The 16,880-nt window shown below is 69.8% G+C and carries 18 protein-coding genes; 4 read left to right on the top strand and 14 right to left on the bottom strand.

Annotated features, from left to right (window positions below):
* The 3 genes from Vau01_RS58790 to Vau01_RS58780 form a co-directional block, all read right to left on the bottom strand.
* Nucleotides 1–1,039: PIN domain-containing protein (locus Vau01_RS58790; RefSeq protein WP_204012438.1), on the bottom strand; the 1,039-nt coding region annotated here is incomplete at its 3' end.
* A gap of 22 nt (nt 1,040–1,061) precedes the next feature.
* Nucleotides 1,062–1,886, bottom strand: a complete 825-nt coding sequence (gene otsB, locus Vau01_RS58785) for a trehalose-phosphatase (protein ID WP_204012461.1) — start codon at nt 1,884–1,886, stop codon at nt 1,062–1,064.
* A 6-nt stretch (nt 1,887–1,892) separates the two neighbouring features.
* Nucleotides 1,893–3,311, bottom strand: coding sequence for a phenylacetate--CoA ligase family protein (locus Vau01_RS58780; RefSeq protein ID WP_204012435.1), 1,419 nt, complete (start codon nt 3,309–3,311; stop codon nt 1,893–1,895).
* 131 nt (nt 3,312–3,442) lie between these two features.
* On the opposite strand from Vau01_RS58780, the gene Vau01_RS58775 reads away from it, so the two are divergent.
* Genes Vau01_RS58775 through Vau01_RS58765 form a run of 3 tightly spaced genes read left to right on the top strand, consistent with a single transcriptional unit; the run spans nt 3,443 to nt 6,463 of the window.
* Nucleotides 3,443–4,759, top strand: a complete 1,317-nt coding sequence (locus tag Vau01_RS58775; RefSeq protein ID WP_204012433.1) for an ABC transporter substrate-binding protein — start codon at nt 3,443–3,445, stop codon at nt 4,757–4,759.
* A 4-nt stretch (nt 4,760–4,763) separates the two neighbouring features.
* Nucleotides 4,764–5,636, top strand: coding sequence for a carbohydrate ABC transporter permease (locus Vau01_RS58770; protein WP_204012431.1), 873 nt, complete (start codon nt 4,764–4,766; stop codon nt 5,634–5,636).
* On the top strand, nt 5,633–6,463 hold the full coding sequence (locus Vau01_RS58765) for a carbohydrate ABC transporter permease (protein ID WP_239152967.1): 831 nt from the start codon (nt 5,633–5,635) through the stop codon (nt 6,461–6,463). The genes Vau01_RS58770 and Vau01_RS58765 overlap by 4 nt, the downstream gene beginning before the upstream one ends.
* Here Vau01_RS58765 and Vau01_RS58760 read toward each other — a convergent pair.
* From Vau01_RS58760 to Vau01_RS58730, 7 genes are all read right to left on the bottom strand, one after another.
* Nucleotides 6,387–7,502 carry a LacI family DNA-binding transcriptional regulator gene (locus tag Vau01_RS58760; protein ID WP_204012430.1) on the bottom strand — a complete coding sequence of 372 codons (1,116 nt, stop codon included), beginning with the start codon at nt 7,500–7,502 and terminating at the stop codon, nt 6,387–6,389. The two genes, Vau01_RS58765 and Vau01_RS58760, sit on opposite strands and share 77 nt — an antisense overlap.
* Nucleotides 7,503–7,551: 49 nt before the next feature.
* Nucleotides 7,552–8,808, bottom strand: a complete 1,257-nt coding sequence (locus Vau01_RS58755) for a hypothetical protein (protein WP_204012429.1) — start codon at nt 8,806–8,808, stop codon at nt 7,552–7,554.
* A gap of 82 nt (nt 8,809–8,890) precedes the next feature.
* On the bottom strand, nt 8,891–9,673 hold the full coding sequence (locus Vau01_RS58750; protein ID WP_204012428.1) for a class I SAM-dependent methyltransferase: 783 nt from the start codon (nt 9,671–9,673) through the stop codon (nt 8,891–8,893).
* A gap of 22 nt (nt 9,674–9,695) precedes the next feature.
* Nucleotides 9,696–10,337: a transcriptional repressor LexA gene (gene lexA, locus Vau01_RS58745; RefSeq protein ID WP_204012427.1), complete on the bottom strand. Its 642-nt coding sequence runs from the start codon at nt 10,335–10,337 to the stop codon at nt 9,696–9,698.
* A 12-nt stretch (nt 10,338–10,349) separates the two neighbouring features.
* On the bottom strand, nt 10,350–10,718 hold the full coding sequence (locus Vau01_RS58740; RefSeq protein WP_204012426.1) for an Mth938-like domain-containing protein: 369 nt from the start codon (nt 10,716–10,718) through the stop codon (nt 10,350–10,352).
* Between the two features lie 39 nt (nt 10,719–10,757).
* Complete coding sequence (locus Vau01_RS58735; protein WP_204012424.1) at nt 10,758–11,309, bottom strand: PASTA domain-containing protein; 552 nt, start codon at nt 11,307–11,309, stop codon at nt 10,758–10,760.
* 36 nt (nt 11,310–11,345) lie between these two features.
* Nucleotides 11,346–11,906 carry a PadR family transcriptional regulator gene (locus Vau01_RS58730; protein ID WP_204012423.1) on the bottom strand — a complete coding sequence of 187 codons (561 nt, stop codon included), beginning with the start codon at nt 11,904–11,906 and terminating at the stop codon, nt 11,346–11,348.
* Nucleotides 11,907–11,999: 93 nt separating this feature from the next.
* Between Vau01_RS58730 and Vau01_RS58725 the strand changes: the two genes are divergently transcribed.
* Nucleotides 12,000–13,016, top strand: coding sequence for an alpha/beta fold hydrolase (locus Vau01_RS58725; protein ID WP_204012420.1), 1,017 nt, complete (start codon nt 12,000–12,002; stop codon nt 13,014–13,016).
* Here the strand turns inward: Vau01_RS58725 and Vau01_RS58720 are convergent.
* The 4 genes from Vau01_RS58720 to Vau01_RS58705 are packed head-to-tail and all read right to left on the bottom strand — an operon-like array spanning nt 13,006 to nt 16,863.
* Entirely contained in the window at nt 13,006–13,815 is an 810-nt protein-coding gene (locus Vau01_RS58720) for a class I SAM-dependent methyltransferase (RefSeq protein ID WP_204012417.1), read from the bottom strand. The genes Vau01_RS58725 and Vau01_RS58720 overlap by 11 nt on opposite strands.
* 21 nt (nt 13,816–13,836) lie before the next feature.
* Nucleotides 13,837–14,652, bottom strand: a complete 816-nt coding sequence (locus tag Vau01_RS58715; RefSeq protein ID WP_239152965.1) for a carbohydrate ABC transporter permease — start codon at nt 14,650–14,652, stop codon at nt 13,837–13,839.
* A complete protein-coding gene (locus Vau01_RS58710) occupies nt 14,649–15,554 on the bottom strand; it encodes a carbohydrate ABC transporter permease (RefSeq protein ID WP_204012414.1) in 906 nt (301 codons plus the stop codon). Before Vau01_RS58710 ends, Vau01_RS58715 begins: the two co-directional genes overlap by 4 nt.
* On the bottom strand, nt 15,547–16,863 hold the full coding sequence (locus Vau01_RS58705) for an ABC transporter substrate-binding protein (protein WP_239152963.1): 1,317 nt from the start codon (nt 16,861–16,863) through the stop codon (nt 15,547–15,549). The genes Vau01_RS58710 and Vau01_RS58705 overlap by 8 nt, the downstream gene beginning before the upstream one ends.
* Between the last annotated feature and the right edge of the window lie 17 nt (nt 16,864–16,880).

Genomic DNA, 16,880 nt, shown 5'->3' with positions numbered 1-16,880 from the left:
CGGCGGTCAGCAGGTAGTCGTCGGCGTCGGGGTTCCAGCGCAGGTCGACCGCGCCGCTGGTGGCGGCGGCCTTGCAGAACTGCAGGAACGTCCGGTAGCCGAGCTTCTTCTCGCTGAAGTCGGGCCGGACCCGGCGGATCTGGTTCTTCAGCCCGGACAGCGCGACGCCGCTGTCGCCGGCGGACGCGTCGTCGACCACGGACCGCAGCAGGGCGAACGCGTCCTCGTCGTCACCGTGCTCGGGCAGCGTCACCTCGGGGTCGCCCTTGGCCGGACCGTCGACCAGCTCGACCACGTTGCGCTCGGCCAGGTGCCGCAGCAGCTCGCCGAAGGCGCGGAACCCGTAGTCCGACTCGCTGAACGTCGGGTCCTTGCGCAGCAGGGTCCGCTTCAGCGTCGACGCGGTGACCTCGCCACCGGAGCTGCCCTGCAGCCCGGCGACGGTCTGGGCGACGAGCACCGCCAGCGCGTCGCCGTCGCGGACGGGCTCGGCCGGCGGCCGCGGACTCTCCGGCTCGACGGTGCGGCCGGCGCGGCCACCGCGGGCGCGCGTCGCGGGGACCTCGACCCCTTCGAGCCGGTCGTAGTAGAGGAACTCGTCGCAGGCCGGCGGCAGCAGCGCCGACGTGGACTTCTCCACGCCGACCCCGATGACCCGCTTGTTGAGGCCGCGCAGCTTGTGCACCAGCGGGGTGAAGTCGCTGTCGCCGGTGCACAGCACGAACGTCGAGATGTACTCCCGCTCGAACGCCAGCTCCATCGCGTCGACCGCCATCTTGATGTCGGCGGCGTTCTTGCGCGACGCGCCCATGCGCTGCGGCATCTCGATCAGCTCGACGTGGGACCGCGTGAGCATCCGGCGGTCCTCGTCGAAGAAGGACCAGTCGGCGTAGGCGCGCCGCACCACCACCCGGCCCCGCTCGGCGAGCGCGTCGGCGATCGGGCGGAAGTCGAACGTCATGCCGCCGAGGTTGTCGCGCGCCCCCAGCGCCAGGTTCTCGTAGTCGAGGAACAGCGCGATCCGGTCTTCCTGATCCACCCGGGAAGCGTACGCCCGTCGTCTATCGGGCGGGACGGAAGCCGCGGAGGCCCTCGGCGAGGAAGGCGGCCACGGCGTCGGGGGACTCCAACGTCAGATCGGCGGCGGTGGACACCTCGGCGCCGGTCTCGGGGTTCGCGACCGCCACGCACATGCCGAAGAACGCCGGGTCGACGGCGGCGCGGGCGCGCAGCGCGTCGAACGCCTTGAGGTCGCTCATGTCGTCGCCGAAGTACCAGGCGCAGCCGGCGTTCCGGATGCCCTCGGTGATCACCATGCCCTTGTCCTGATCGACCGGCGGCTTCAGCTCGGCGACCATCCGGCCGCCCTGTACCCGCAGGCCGACCCGTTCGGCCTGGTCGTTGGCCCACCGATCGACGACGTCGCCGAGCTGCGGCGCGGTGCGGTAGTGCAGGGCGACCGAGAGCCGCTTGTACTCCACCAGCGTGCCGGCGGGCAGCTCGGTGCGGGCCCGCTGGGCCAGGTCGGCCATCGTCGGTACCCAGGGCAGCGCGGCCGGCTCGGTGATCACCTCGCCCTCGTGCCAGACCTCCAGGCCGTAGAGGCCGTAGAGGTCGACGTGCGACAGCGCCGCGAACCGCGTGCGGAGGAAGCTCACCGGCCGCGCGGAGACGATCGCCACCTTGGCGACCACGCCGGCGAGCTCCTCGAGCACGCCGAGCGCGGACGGGGTCGGTTGCGAGGCGTCGGGGTCGTCGGTGACGGGGGAGAGTACGCCGTCGAAGTCGAAGAAGAACGCGGCTTCGGCGGCGTGGTCGGCGGTGAACCGCCATGCCTCGGCCGGGCTCAACGGGTGCGTCGGTCGCGCTGTCTCCACGACCGACAGAGTAGTTCAGCTCGGACGGGTGTAGCGGTGCTTCACCCCGGCCGGGAAGTACTCCGGGTCGTTCGACGGGCGCAGTTCGACCCGCGGGGTCTGGTGTTCGGCCGGAACGTAGTGGGCGTACTCGCTGTTGAGCCGCAGCAGGGCGGCCCGGATCCCGTCCGCGAGGGCGGCGGCGCGGCCCGGATGAGGGTCGGCGCCCGGAGCCAGTTCGACCACCACGGACAAATGCCGGTCCTCGTCCGTGTCGGAGACGACGCGCAGGACGAACCGGCCAGTGGACCACGCGCTGACCTCGGGCTGTTCCAGGGCCACCGTCACGTTCTCCGGGTACACGTTGGCGCCGAAGTAGGAGACGGTGAACAGCGACCGGCCGAAGACATGGACGAACGGCAGTTCGACCGGCGCGTGCGGGGCGGGCAGCCCGGCCACGGGATCGAACCCGTGGTCGCGGCAGAACGCCAGCATGTCCTGGTAGGACGTCAGGCCACCCTCGTCGGCGAGGTGGTAGCGCACGAGGGGGACGCCGCCGTCGCTGGTGAACAGCAGCGTGCCGTCGTGGGTCTCGAAGTAGCGGTCGGCCGGGTCGTACTGCACGAGCGTGGGCAGGCGGCTGTCGCCGAACAGCTCCCGGGCGGCGGCGGGGGCGTCGGCCAGGAACCGGCGGATCGTGACGCTCAACGGGGTCTCGTTGCCGAGGACGCCGGCGTCGGCGGTGCCGTACAGCGAGGCGGAATCGGCGACCGGGACCGTCATCGCGGCCCGGGTGCCCATGAGGTCGCGCCACTGCTCGCTGAAGACCTCCCCGGCGAGGATCAGCTTGACGCGGTACGCCGGCCAGTCCACCCCGCGGGCCGCACCCGCGTCGACGACGTTCTTCACGAACGGGGGATATCCGGCCAGAACCGTCTGGTCGAAGTACCCGCCGAGCGTCTCCACGACGCGCAGGATCTCGTCGACGTTGTTGCCCGGCGTGGCGACGGTGATCGGATGGCCGTTGGCCGCCAGGTGCCGGCAGGCGGCGGCGGTGTACATGCCGCCGACCCAGTTGCCCAGGGCGAAGCAGACCACCACGAGCGTGCGCCGCTCGCCGGCGCGGAATCCGTCGACGAGGACGTGCTCGAACCGCCGCGTGACGACCATTTCGTCCACAATGGACCGGGGCCAGACCGTCGGTTCGCCGGACGAGCCCGACGACACGGCGACGGCGTGCGCCGCCGCGCTCAGGTCGCCGCCGCGGGTCCGCTCGGGTAGGGCGTACCGCTGCACGTAGTTGACCTTGGTGCACAGCGGGACGGTGGCGAGATCCGTGACACCCGCCGGGTCGACGTCGTGCGCCGCGAGGAAGTCGCGGTAGGCGGGGACGGTGCGCGCGGCGTCCCGGAACAGCCTCAGCGCGGCCGCGGCGCCGTCAGCGGGCGAGATCATGCGCGCGAGCCTATGACACTCAGCCGTTCCGGCGACCTCGGTCCGCCATCTGTTTCGAAATGAAAACGATTGGATGCAATCGTATTCATAGACGGGTACGGTCCGACTACCTCGACACGGAGGAGGGTGGGATGAGCAACCGACTCAGGTGGGCCGTCGTGGCGGCGGCCGTGACGACGCTGGTCGTCGCGGCCTGCGGGGAGGGCGACGATTCGTCGTCCTCGGCCGGGCCGGCGGCCGCCGCGACCACGTCGTGCGCCAGCAAGGGCGAGCTGACGATGTGGGAGCGCTCGGGCGGCAACAAGGCAATGGTGGACATGCTCGTGGAGGCGTGGAACACCAAGAACCCGGACTGCAAGATCAAGCTGACGTACATCCCGCACACCGAGATGGTCGGGAAGATCGCCCAGGGCATCGCGACCGGCCAGGTGCCCGACCTGATGGGCATGGACCTCATCTACGCCCCGCAGTTCGAGAAGGCCAAGCAACTGGTCGACCTCACCGGCCGCATCAAGGACTGGCCGGAACTGAAGACCGCGAGCAAGGGCCACATGACGGTGGCGACGTTCGAGGAGAAGCTCTACGGCGTCCCCCTGTACGCCGACGTGTCGGCGCTGTTCTACAACAAGGACCTGTTCGCCCGGGCCGGCCTCGACCCGGACAAGCCACCCACGAGCCTGGCCGAACTGCGCGCCTACGCCGACAAGATCTCCGCGCTGGGCGGCGACGTCAAGGGGTACTACCTGCCCGGCAACTGCGCCGGGTGCAACATCTTCACCGTGGGTCCGCTCATGTGGGCCTCCGGCGCGAAGATCGAGGCGGCCGGCCCGGGCGACGAACCGCTTGTCGGTGACGGCGTGAAGCAGGTGCTCCAGTTCACCCGCGACATGGTGAAGTCCGGCAACGTTCCGGGTGGTGCCCGCACCGAGAACGGCGAGACGTTCCACCTGCAGTTCGGGTCCGGCAAGGTCGGCATGATGGGCACCGGCAACTTCAACATCTCGCTGGCCCGCGAGCAGAACCCGTCGATGAAGTTCGGGATCGCGCTGCTGCCCGGGATGAGCGCCGGCTCGTCGGCGTCGTTCATCGGGGGAGACCTCGTGGTGATCCCGAAGGGCAGCAAGCGGGTCGACGACGCGGTGAACGTCATGAAGTTCCTGCTCTCCGACGAGGTCCAGGTCGAGGTGTACGCCAAGGCGCTCAACCTGACCACGCGCGGCGACATGGTCGACAACAAGTACTTCAAGGCCGAACCGCTCGTCCAGGACGTCGCGAAGGCGCTCACGGTCGGCCGGACGCCGTACACGCTCACGTTCTTCGAGCAGATCAACTCACCGCAGGGCCCGTGGCTGAAGATGCTCCAACGGGCCTACTACACCGACGACAACCTCGACACCGTCATCGCCGACGCGAAGAAGGCGATGAAGACCGTCGCCAATGGTGGCTAGTCACATGAGGAGGCGGGGTCGATTCGTCGGCCTCGCCTACCTGACGCCGGCGCTGCTCTTCGTGCTCGCGTTCACCGTCTACCCGTTGGGTCAGATGGTCTGGATGTCGCTGCACAACTGGTCGCTGATCACCCCGCCGACCTACGTGGGCCTGGACAACTACGAGCGGGCGTTCGCCGACAAGCAGTTCTGGACCTCGTTCCTGTTCACGCTGAAGTACACGGCGATCATCACGCCGATCCTGATCGTCGGCGGCTACCTGCTCGCGTTGCTGGTCTCGGCGAACACGGCCCTGCGCAAGGTGACGCGCACGGTGGTGTTCGTTCCCGTGGTGATCGGCCTGGGCGTGTCGAGCCTGCTGTGGTACTGGCTGTTCAGCACCGACTTCGGCATCATCAACCGGATCCTGCTCGACCTCGGCCTGATCGACGGACCCGTGCTGTGGCTCGGCGTCGACGCCGACACGTCGAACTGGGCCATCATCGCGTCGGTGACGTGGAAGGTGATCGGGTTCGGGATGCTGCTGTTCGTCGGCGCGATCCAGGCGATTCCCCGGGAGGTCACCGAGGCGAGCATGGTGGACGGGGCACGGTTCGGTCAGCGGGTGTTCCACGTGATCCTGCCGCTCACCATGCGGACGATTCTTCTGGTGACGCTCGTGAGCGTGATCGGCTCGCTGCTCGCGTTCGACCAGTTCTACATCATGACCGCCGGGCAGCCGCAGAACGAGACCGCCACGTCGGTCTTCTACGTGTACCTCAACTCGTTCCCGTACCTGAAGCTCGGCTACGGTGCCGCCCTGTCGATGGTGCTCGCGTTGACGATCCTGGCCTTCACGGTCGTCCAGTTGCTGCTCACCCGCCGGAGTTCCGCGTGAGGCGGCGCGGCTACCTGATCGGCGCGGTGTGCGTCGTCATCTGCACGGTGATGCTCATGCCGTTGGTGATGTCGGTGCTGGCGTCGGTGAAGCCGACGGCGGAGGCGGCGGCCACCCCGCCCACCTACGTGCCGCACGGTCTCAGCCTCGACAGCTACCAACGGCTCTGGATCTACCAGGAGGGGTTGCCCACCTACCTGTTCAACAGCCTGGGGACCGCGTTGATGGCGATCGCGTTCACGCTCGTGCTCACCGTTCCCGCCGGGTACGCGCTCGCCCGCTTTCCCGTCCCCCTGAAGGAGTTCATCTTCGTCATTCTGCTGCTGGCGTTGATCGTCCCATACCAGGCGCTGCTGACGCCGATGTTCCTGATGTTCGCCAAGCTCGGCCTCACCAACTCGTTGGTGGGCCTGGCGATCGTGCACACCGCCATCCAGCTGCCGTTCAGCCTCTACATCCTGCGCAACAGCTTCAGCGCCGTCCCGGCCGAACTGGAGGAGGCGGCGGTGATGGACGGCGCGTCGTCCGGTCAGATTCTCGTGCGGGTCTTCATTCCGTCGGCCGTGCCGGCGATCGTCACCGTCGCGTTGTTCGCGTTCATCACGTCGTGGAACGAGTTCCTCGGCGCGCTGGTGATGATGAGCACGAGCGAGAGCTTCACGCTGCCGGTGATCCTGGCCGTGTCGCGGACGGAGACCAGTCTGGGCGGGACGGACTGGGGGATGCTGCAGGCCGGCATCACCATCTCGGTCATCCCTTGCGTGCTCGTCTACCTGTTGCTGCAGCGGTACTACGTGTCCGGCCTGATGAGCGGGGCGGTGAAATAGGTTCTGGCGCGGCCGCTGTCGAGTCGCGCACGATGAGCGTCGGCTCGAACCGGTCGACGCCCGGCTCGGCCGTGGTGGGATCGCGCACCAGGGCGACCGCGCGGGCGATGGCGTGCTTGACGATGGCCGATATCGGCATCCGCAGCGTCGTGAGCGCGGGGACGGTGTGCGTCGCGATCAGGATGTCGTCGAAGCCGACCACGGAGAGCTTGTCGGGCACGGTCACCCCGAGGGTGTACGCGGCGTGCAGCGCGCCGATCGCGACCAGGTCGGTCGACGTCGCCACCGCCGTGGGCGGTTCCGGCAGGCCCAGCAGGGCGCGCAGCACGGCGTCGCCGCCGGCCAGCGTGTTCGGGCACCGTTGCAGGTATCCGGCCGGCGTGCCGCCGAAGCGCTCCCGCATGAACTCCACGTACGCCTCGTCGCGTACCCGGTAGTCGCCGGGCAGTTCGGCGCCCACGAACGCGATCCTCTTGTGGCCGAGCGACACGAGGTGGTCGAGGCCGGCCCGGATGCCGGCCCGGTCGTCGGCGTCGACGGTCGGGTACTCGATCGGGCTCGTGCCCGGCCACAGCGCCACCACCGGAACGTGCGCGTGCCGCAGGTCCTCCTGGAACTGCGGGTGTGCCTGCATGTCCCCGAGCACGACGATGGCGTCGGTGTGCCGCGTCTCCAGCACGGTGGTGAGCGCGGCGACCTCGTCGTGGCGGCCATGGACGTGACCGAAGACCACGTTGTAGCCGTGCGCCATCGACTCGACCACGAGGGCCTCGACCGCGCCGGCGTAGAAGGGGTCGCTGAAGTCGCGGACCACGGCGCCGATGAGGTTGGTGGGTGCGCCGCGCAGGCCGCGCGCCAACGGGTTCGGCCGGTACCCGAGCCGTTGCGCCGCCTCCATGACCCGCTCGCGGGTGTCGGGGGCGATCGGAACCGTGGTCGGCGCGTCGTTGAGGACCCGCGACACCGTGCTCTGTGACACCGCCGCCTCGACGGCGATGTCCCGCATGGTGACGATGGGGCGGCGGGCACGGGGCGACATCCGGGGAGGGTAGCACCCCGATGCCCGCATACGATTGCATGCTTCCCGGTCAGGGCACCTTTATCGAGAAGACGAAGCGTTCGTTGCCCTCGTTGATGCCCCACAGGCGGGCGGCCTGGCCGGTCGCGACGGGTTGGTACGACAGGTTCTCCAGCCCGCCGTACACGCGCGTCTTCTGGCTGGGCGCCTGGTTCGCGGCCGCCTTGTGGACGCACGTGCCCGTGCCGCCCGCGCAGGTGCCGGACAGGAACCAGTTGGTGCCGTCGCTCGCCACCCCCTGCATGTGCCAGATGGGCGAGGTGAAGGCCTCCTCCGCGTGCACCTTTCCGTCGGCGGACAGCGCCGGCAACGCGGTCGTGTAGTCCATCGGCCACCGGAACGCCCGTCCGCCCGCCTGGTTGGGGCCGACGAACTCGGCGGAGACCATCGAGTCGCGGGCGGAGCCGCGGCGGTCGAGCGAGATCGAGTTCATGCAGGGCCGCACGCCGGTGATGGACGAGCAGCCGACGTACGGGCTGCCGGGCGCGGGGGTGTACTCGGGGTAGTACTCGCCGACCATCGGCAGCGCGTACCGGTGCCACCGCGCGCTGGCCGGCTGGTCACCGTTGGGCCCGAGCCCGATGTCCTCGGCCGACCGGTCCATCGCCCACAGGTGGGTGAGCCGGAACGCGTGCAGCCGCCCGCCGTTGGCCACCAGCAACGTGTTGCCGTACCAGACGACGCCGTCGGCGTGGTTCCAGTTGAACGTGGTGAAGGTGACGCCGGTCGCGGTGCGGACCGGAACGACGAGCAGGACGTCGCGGAACTTCAGCGTGCCGGTGCTGGTGAAGTCGACGAACGTGAGCCGGCCGAACGCGTCGGAATCCTTGATGCCGTGCCAACTCGCGACGGTGATGCGCCGGTTCTCCCACAGGCCGCTCGGCTGCGCGTCCCAGGAACCGCTGATGCCCTGCGGGCGCCAGTTGGCGGTGTCCCAGCCGTCGTCCCTGGCGTCCCAGCAGAACCCGGTCGGGTCGAGGCCGGCGGTGATTCCGGTACCGTGGCACAGTCCCCAGGTCGGTTTGAAGTCCTGTGGCCCGTCGAGCGCCGAGCTCAGCGTGGGCGCCTTGCGCACCTTCCCGCTCGACTCCAGCTCGTCGATCACGGAGCCGTACCGCTGGAAGCTGTCGGCCGGGTCGAGCATGAACGGCGCCGGATCGATGCGGGCGAACGGCGTCGCCGCGTTGGCGGCACCCGGCAGCACCCAGGCCGACGCCGCGGCGATCGCTAGTAGGGCCAGGGCGTTGAATAATGTGGGCAGGCGCATTGGAAAGATCCCCCGTGCGGTCGTAGAGGGATCGAAGTTAGTAGATGCGCTCACCGTTCGTCAACGACGCGATCCGTTGGCGTTACGCGTCTGAAGCTTCCGGGCGGCGGAGGACCAGCAGCACCGGCGGTGGGAGCTCGTCCCACTGCCGGGCCTGGCTGTCGCGGGCCTCGGTGAGGAGGTTGTCGGTGGCCCGGTCGCCCAGTTCGGCGCGCAGACCGTCGGCGTTGGCCAGCCATGCCGCGTGGAGCCGCTGCCAGTGCCCGTCGTGGTACGGGTTCGGCAGCGTCGCCTCGACCGTGAAGCCGGCCGCCTCGGCCATCGCGGGCCAGTCCTTGTCGGCGACGCCCGGCCAGCTGCGTGCGGTCATCGCGCATTGCCCGCCCGGTGCCAGGATCCGGTGGACCTCGCGGAGCGCGGCCGGCCGGTCCGGCGCGAACGGCAGCGCGTCGACGCTGATCACCGCCGCCGCCCCGCCGTCGGGCAGGCCGGTGCGGTCGAACGTCGCCACCCGGAACTCCGCCCGCCCCGGCGCGACGAACGCCGCCGCCCGCCCGGTCGCCCGTTCGACCGCCGCCGGGCTGAAGTCCACGCCGATCAGCCGGGCCGACAGCGCCCGCGCCAACCAGAGGCCGGGGCCGCCGCGTCCACATCCCAGGTCCACCAGAAGATCGTCGGGACGCAGGCGCAGCGCCGACACCAGCTGCCCGAGCAGCCACCACGAGCAGGAACTGAACGGATCGACCTCGGCCGGATACTGGTCGCCCATGCCGTCGGCGTAGAGCCGCCGCATCAGGTCGCTGCCGTGGACGGCGGTGTGGGCGGCGTCGTAGTCGTCGGGCGCGATGCCGATCGTCTCGGTCATCCGCCCATTCTGCCCACGCCGCTCAGGTCCGGCGCAGGACGGTGACGACCTTTCCCAGGATGACCGCGTGGTCGCCGTCGATGTCTTCGTACGCGGGGTTGCGCGGCTCGAGGACCACGTGGCCGCCGCGGCGTCGGTAGACCTTCACGGTCGCCTCGTCGTCGATCATCGCGGCGACGATGTCGCCGTTGTAGGCCTCGTGCTGCTTCTTCACGACGACGATGTCCCCGTCGCAGATCGCGGCGTCGATCATCGAGTCGCCCCGCACGCGCAGGCCGAACAGGGTGCCCCGGCCGACCAGGTCGCGCGGCAGCGGGAGCACGTCGTCGGAGTTCTGTTCGGCCAGAATGGGCGTGCCGGCCGCGATGTCGCCGAGCAGCGGCACGCCGACCGTCGCCGGATCGGTGTGCGGCCGTTCGGTCGTCCGCAGGAACGCGCGGATGTCCACCGGCCGCGTCGACCGGCCGCGGCGCAGGTACCCGAGCTCCTCCAGGACGCGCAGGTGCCGCCCGACCGACGAGGTGGAGGCGAGCCCGACCGCGTCGGCGATGTCGCGGGTGGTGGGCGAGTAGCCGTACCGGAGCGCCCACTCCTGGATCACGGTGAGGATCCGGCGCTGCCGCTCGGTCAGCGTCGACGTGTCGAGGTCCTCATCGGTGAACATCCGGCGATTCTGTCAGCAGGTGGAGTGGAACAGGCCGCCGACCGGGTGCGTGTCCGCGAGTTCGTTGTAAAGTTCCACCGCCTGGAGCGTCTCGGCGACGTGCACCGCGATGCCCCGTTCCTCGAGGAGCTTCAGCGTGCGCGGGTCGACCTCGAGCCGCGATTCCATCCCGCGCGACAGCACGATCGTGGCCGCTCCGTGTCGCAGCAGTTCCTCGACGTCCTCCGGCTGGATGCCCGGACTGTGGCGCGTCCCGGTCTCGGACCAGTCCCACTCGTGGCCGCCGCCCGGGTAGAGCGTGAAGTCCTTGCCCGATCCGAGGCCGTCGACCTCCATGTGACCCCAGGAGATCTCGACGATCTTCGGAGAGCGCTCAGTCATTGCTGGATTGTCGGGACGGGCCGCCGGTTGGCGCAAGGGTCAGCGCTGTTTGGTGCAGCCGAGCACGAGCAGGGTGTCGGTCGGGAGCGTCTGCCCGGCGGCGTGGGACTGCTCGGCCACCTTCCAGTTCTCCGGCAGGATCACGATCGTGTCGTTCTTGTCGACCGATCCGAGCTTGATGTTCGTGAAGCCGAGCCGCTCCAGTTCGTCGCTCGCGACGGCCGCGTTCTTGCCGACGAGGTTCGGCATCGTCGCCATCGTGGGCGCCGCCGAGGTCGCCGCCGTCGGCACCGCGGCCGGACGGGTGGCTGTCGCCGTCGCGGCCGGCTCCGGCGTGGGGTCTCCCGCCAGCGCCGACACGATCCCGCCGCCGACGCACAGCACCGCCAGCGCGCCGAACACGATCGCGAGAATCGCGGCCGTCGACATCGTCGGCCGGGGCGGCTGCGGCGGGGGCATGTACGGCGGCGGCCCGTAGAACTGCGCCACCGGTTGAGCCGGCGGCAGGCCCGGGTACGGCGGGCCGCTGGGCTGCCCGGGGTAGGGCGTCTCCTTGTAGGGCTCCTGCGGAGGCGGAGGGTACGGGTTCACGGCACACAGTGTGACGCCCGCCACGGCAGATGCCGGTCATCCGAGCGGTCTGTCGGGAGGGGCCGTCGGGCTGGCCCGATCGATCTGATCCATCGCCCACACCGCCCAATCGTGCATGGTCTGGAAGGAGCGTAGGCCGTACTCGGCGACCAGGCGACCGAACGCGGGCAGCGCGCCGGGTGGGGTCGTGGCGTCATTCGTGGCGATCGAATCCTGGAGGGTGGCCAGTTCGCGGGCGCTTTCCTCGACGATCGGGCGGAGCACGGCGCGGGCGTCGTCGGCGTCCAATGTGGACAGCAGGAACAGACGCAGGACGAACTCGTGGCGGACGACGAACACGTCCGGCGGGTTGAGCATCCAGCTGCGCAGTTCGGAGCGGCCCTTGTCGGTGATCGCGTAGGCGCGCCGGCCGCGGGGGCCTTCGGCGGCGACCATCACCAGGCCGTCGGTGGCCAGGCGGTTGAGCTCCGGGTAGATCTGGCTGTGCTGGGCGTGCCAGGCGTAGCGCCGCAGTGCGCGTTCGAACTTCCTGGTCAGGTCGTATCCGCTGGCCGGCTCCTCGGCCAGCAGACCCAGCAGGGCGTACCGCAACGACATCGGCTCAGCGTACATGTTGGCATTGACATGTTGAAACGTACATGTCAATTTCTGAATATGGAGACGAGCGGAGTAGTGCTCATGATCGGCATCGTGGTGATAGGGGTCCCGCTGGCATACCGCAAGCTGCGACAGCGCCGCGTGGCCCGTGCACTCGGAGAAGGCGGACCCGCCGGCATCGCCGAGGGCCGCTACGTCACGGCCGGCGGGGTCGACCAGTGGATCCAGCTCCGGGGTGCGGACCGGAGCAACCCGATCCTGCTGATCCTCGCCGGTTCGGGGCTGCCGATGGAGCCGTTCACCCCGACGCTGCGGGCGTGGGAGCGGCACTTCACCGTCGTCCTGTGGGATCGCCGCGACGTCGGCCGCACGCGCGGGCGCAACGGCAGGGCGGGAAACGACACGTGGACGTTCGACCGGCTCGCCGACGACGGCATCGAGGTCGTCGAGTGGGTCCGGCGACACCTGGGCCAGGACAAGGTGATCCTCGTCGGTCACTCGCAGGGCAGCATCGTCGGCGTCACCATGGCGCGGCGCCGGCCCGACCTGTTCCACGCCTACGTCGGCACCGGGCAGATCGCCGACATGGCCCGCAACGAGGACCTGACCCGGCAACTGGCGCTCGACCGGGCGCGCGCGGCCGGCAACCGCCGGGCGGTCAGGGCCCTCGAACGGCACGCGCCGCCCTACCGCGACGCCCGGACCTGGATCACCAAGCAACGCTGGAGCATGGCGACGGACCCGGAGATGCGCGCCTGGCAACGCAGGGCTCCCGCGGCAATCCTGTTCTGGCCGGGATACTCGCTCGCCGACGCCTACCGCTGCGCCCTCGGCGCCCTCTTCCTGCCGCCGCAACTGTTCACCGGAACCATGGCCTGCACGCCCGAGACGCTCGGCACCCGGTTCGAGGTGCCGGTCCTCGTCATCCACGGCGACACCGACGCGCACACCCTGCCGTCGCTCGCCGAGGAGTACCTCGAAGCGATCGACGCGCCGGTGAAGGCGTTCGTGCGGCTGCCCGGGACCGGACACCTGTCGATGCTCGCCGACCCGGACCAGTTCCTCGCCGAACTGCTCACCCGCGTGCGTCCGCTGGCGGTCACCGCGTAGCCCGCGCGTAGACGACGTTCGCCGTCAGCTCGCGCACGCCGTCGGCGACGAGCCGGGCGGTGCTGGCGGCCCGGACCCGGTGCGCCGCCGCGGGGTCCAGTTGCTCGACGGTCGCGCGGTAACCGGTGCCGAGCACGATGGTCCACCAGTCTTCGGGACCGGCGAGGGGATGCGTACCCGGCTCCGCCTCGACCACCGGAGCAACCGGAGCAGCCGGGAACAGTCGGGACAGCGCGGCGGCGTCGGTGACCCGCGTCCACGGGTGGAAGCCGCCGACCAGGTCGGCCCGCTCGGCACCGACCGCGGCCCAGAACGCGCTCGTCGCCGGCTCCATGAAACCCGGCCCCCACACCGTGATCGCCAGCGTGCCGCCGGGTCGCACGAGCCGCCACAGTTCGGCGATCGCGGCGGCCATGTCGGGCAGGAAGAAGATTCCGAAGACGCAGATCACCGCGTCGAACGACTCCGACGGCAGCCCGGTGCGCTCGACGTCGGCCGCCCGGAAGTCGACGGACGTGAGACCCCGACGCAGTGCCTTGCCCCGGGCCAGGGCGAGCGCCGGCTCGGCGAGGTCGATACCGAGCACGTACCCGGTGCCGCCCACGATCTGCGCGGCGGGCAGCGCGGAGGCGCCGGTGCCGCAGCACGCGTCGAGGACCCGGTCGCCCGGACGCAGTCCGATCCGGGCGACGGTCTCCTGGCCGAACCGGTCCCAGAACGACAGCGCGGGGTCGTCGAAGTGGTCGGCGGTGGCCGCGTAGGTGGCCGCCGACACCGCTTTGATGTCGGGATCTCGCATGACCCTCATCATGCGACACCGTCAGCCCTTCACCGCGCCCTGAGTCAGACCACTGACGAAGTTGCGCTGGAACAACAGGTACAGCACCACGATCGGCCCGATGACGATCAGGCTCGCCGCCGACAGCAACGGGATGTCGGTGGAGTACTGGCCCACGAAGAAGCCCAGCCCGGCCGGTGCGGTGCGCCGGTTCGGGTCCTGCATCAGCACGATCACGAGCAGGAACTGGTTCCACGACCACATGAAGTACAGGACGCCGAGCGTCGTCACCGCCGGCCAGGAGATCGGCAGGAGGATCCGGACGAGGATCGCGAAGCTGCGCGCACCGTCGACCCGGGCCGCCTCCAGCAGTTCCCGGGGGACCGCGGCGAAGTGGGTCTGCATCCAGTAGACGCCGAACGGCATGAACAACGCGGTCTCGGCGAGGATGACGCCGGTGTAGGAGTTGGTGAGCCCGACCTGGTTGAGGTCGAAGTACAGGGCGACCACGACCAGCTCGATCGGCAGCGTCAGGCCGAGCACGAACGCGACGGAGATCGGCCGGCCACCGAGCGGGTCGAGCGTCGCCAGCGAGTAGCCGGCCAGCGTGGCGAGCACCAGCGCGAGCGGCACCACGCCGGCGGCGATGATGAGGCTGGAGAGCACGAGGTGGCTGAAGTTCGCCTTGTCCCACGCTTCGGCGAAGTTCGACCACGACCACGTCTCCGGGATGCGAAGGCCGGAGATCTGCGCGCCGGCGGGGTGCAGCGCGGCGAGCACGATGCTGACGAACGGCAGCAGCACCGCCACGGCCATGAGCGTGAGCACCAGATAGCGAGCGATGAGGGCGGACTTCACGCCTTCTCCCGGGTGAGTGCGCGGATCGCGGTGACGAACACGATGACGACGAGCGTCAGCACGACGGCCAGCGCGCTCGCCCGTCCGATGTCGCCCTCGTTGAAGGCGAGCCGGTACACGAGCAGGCCGGGCACGGTGGTGCGGTTGACCGGGCCGCCGTTCGTCGTCACGAACACGAGGTCGAAGCTGGCGAGCGCGGCGATCGTCGTGATGACGCTGGCGATGGTGATCTCGCCGCGCAGCGCGGGCAGCGTCACCGTGAAGAACCTCCGCACCGGCCCGCCGCCGTCGATCGCGACCGCCTCGTACAGCGAGGTGTCGATCTTCTGCGCGCCGGCCAGGAACAGCACCATGCACAGCCCGCTCATCGCCCACGTTCCCACCAGTCCGAGCGCGACGAGGGCGAAGTCGTAGTCACCGAGCCATGCGCGCGTGATGCCGCCGAGGCCGATCCAGCGCAGGCCCTCGTTGACCAGACCGTCCTCGTTGTAGAGCCACCGCCAGGTGATGCCGACCGCGACGAGCGGCAGCACCTGGGGGAGGAAGAAGATGACCCGGAACGCGGTCATGCCGCGGAGCCCGCCGTGCAGCAGGCCCGTCATCAGCAGGCCGAGCGCGCAGGGGATGACCGCGAAGAAGAGGATCAGGATGATCGCGTGCCAGAGCGCGGGACCGAGGGTCGGGTCCCGGAAGACGTCGACGTAGTTCTCGAGGCCCGCCCAGGTGGCCGGCAGGATGCCGTCCCAGTGCACGAACGACAGCCCGACCGTGTGCACCGCCGGCCAGATCGCGAACGCGACGTACACGAGCGCGGCCGGCGCGACGTAGGCGAGGGCGACCAGCCGCCGGCCGGCACGGGCACGGGCCCGTACCGGCCGGACGGCCACCGCGCGATCAAGCATGGTGCTGGGTCCACGATTCCTGGAGGGAGGTGAGGAACTGGTCGGGCGTCATCTGCTTGCTCAGCAGGCCCTGCACGCCGGTCGTCAACCGGTCGATCATGTTGGGCGACGCGAAGTCGGGGAACGGGACGATGCCGTTGTCGGCGACCACGGCCTTGAACGCGGTGGCGATGTCGGCCTTCACGCCGGTCGCGTTCACCTGTGCCTTGGCGTCGACGGGCATGAAGCCCGAGTCGAACTGGACGGTCGCGGCCTTGGACGAGCGCATGAAGTCCAGGAACGCCGCGGCCTCGTTGGGGTGCTTGGTCTTCGACGAGATGGAGTAGGCGACGCTCGCGCCGGACGCCACCGTCGAGTCGCCCGCCGCCGCCTTCGGCATCAGGAAGAAGCCGACGTTGTCACCCATCGCCTTCTCGATGGCCGACGCCGCCCAGTTTCCGGTGACCAGGTACGCGCTCTTGCCGGCCGTGAAGTTCGCCTGCGCGTCGCTGTCCGCGGTCGCGTTGGCCGCCGCCGGCAGGTAACCGGCGGTCACCCAGTCGATGATCTTCTGGGACGCGTTGCGGGCGGCGTCGGTCTTGATGGTCGCGCCGGGCTTGCCGTAGACCCAGTTGCGGTAGGCCTGTTCGTCGCCGAGCACGTCGATGAGCGCGTTCCAGACGTGGAAGCCGCCCACCTGCAGGCCGCCGACGCTGAACGGTGTTGTCGACGCCTTGACCTGACCGAGCTGCTTCTCGAAGTCGGCGAACGTGGCCGGCGGCGCGGTGACGCCGGCTCCGCGCGTGAGCGACTTGTTGTAGTAGACGCCGAGCACCGACAGCGCGCCCGGTACGGCGTAGAGGCCGCCGGTGCCGTACTCCTTGGCCTCCGCGTTCGACCGCAGCACCTCGAGGCTCGACGCGGGGAACCCGTCGCTCCAGCCGTACAGCTTCTCGTACGGGGTGAGGTCGTAGATGAGGCCGGCGGGCACCAGCGAGCGCATGGCGCCGGGGTTGTACTCGGCGATGTCGGGCGGCGACGACGACGCCATCGACAGCTTGATGGACTTGACGTAGTCGGAGAACGGCGTCTGCTGGCCGGTGATGGTGATGTTCGGGTGCTCGGCCTCGAACGCGTCGATGAGCGCCTGTGTCGGCGGGTCGTCGGTGTACGCCAGCGTCAGCGTCACCTTGTCGGTGGTGAGATCCTTCGAGACGTCGGTCGGCTTGGCCGGGCCGTCGCTCGTTCCGGAGCACGCGGCAACCATCAACGCGGTGACCGCGCCGACGATCGCCAGCCCGGCCCTGCGCCGGTGTGCTGACGTGGGCATGTGTTTCTCCTTGCTGT

It is taken from the genome of Virgisporangium aurantiacum, assembly GCF_016863635.1.
Taxonomy (GTDB): domain Bacteria; phylum Actinomycetota; class Actinomycetes; order Mycobacteriales; family Micromonosporaceae; genus Virgisporangium; species Virgisporangium aurantiacum.
The sequence above is the reverse complement of the archived record's forward strand: the minus strand, read 5'-3'. Positions and strand labels throughout refer to the sequence as shown.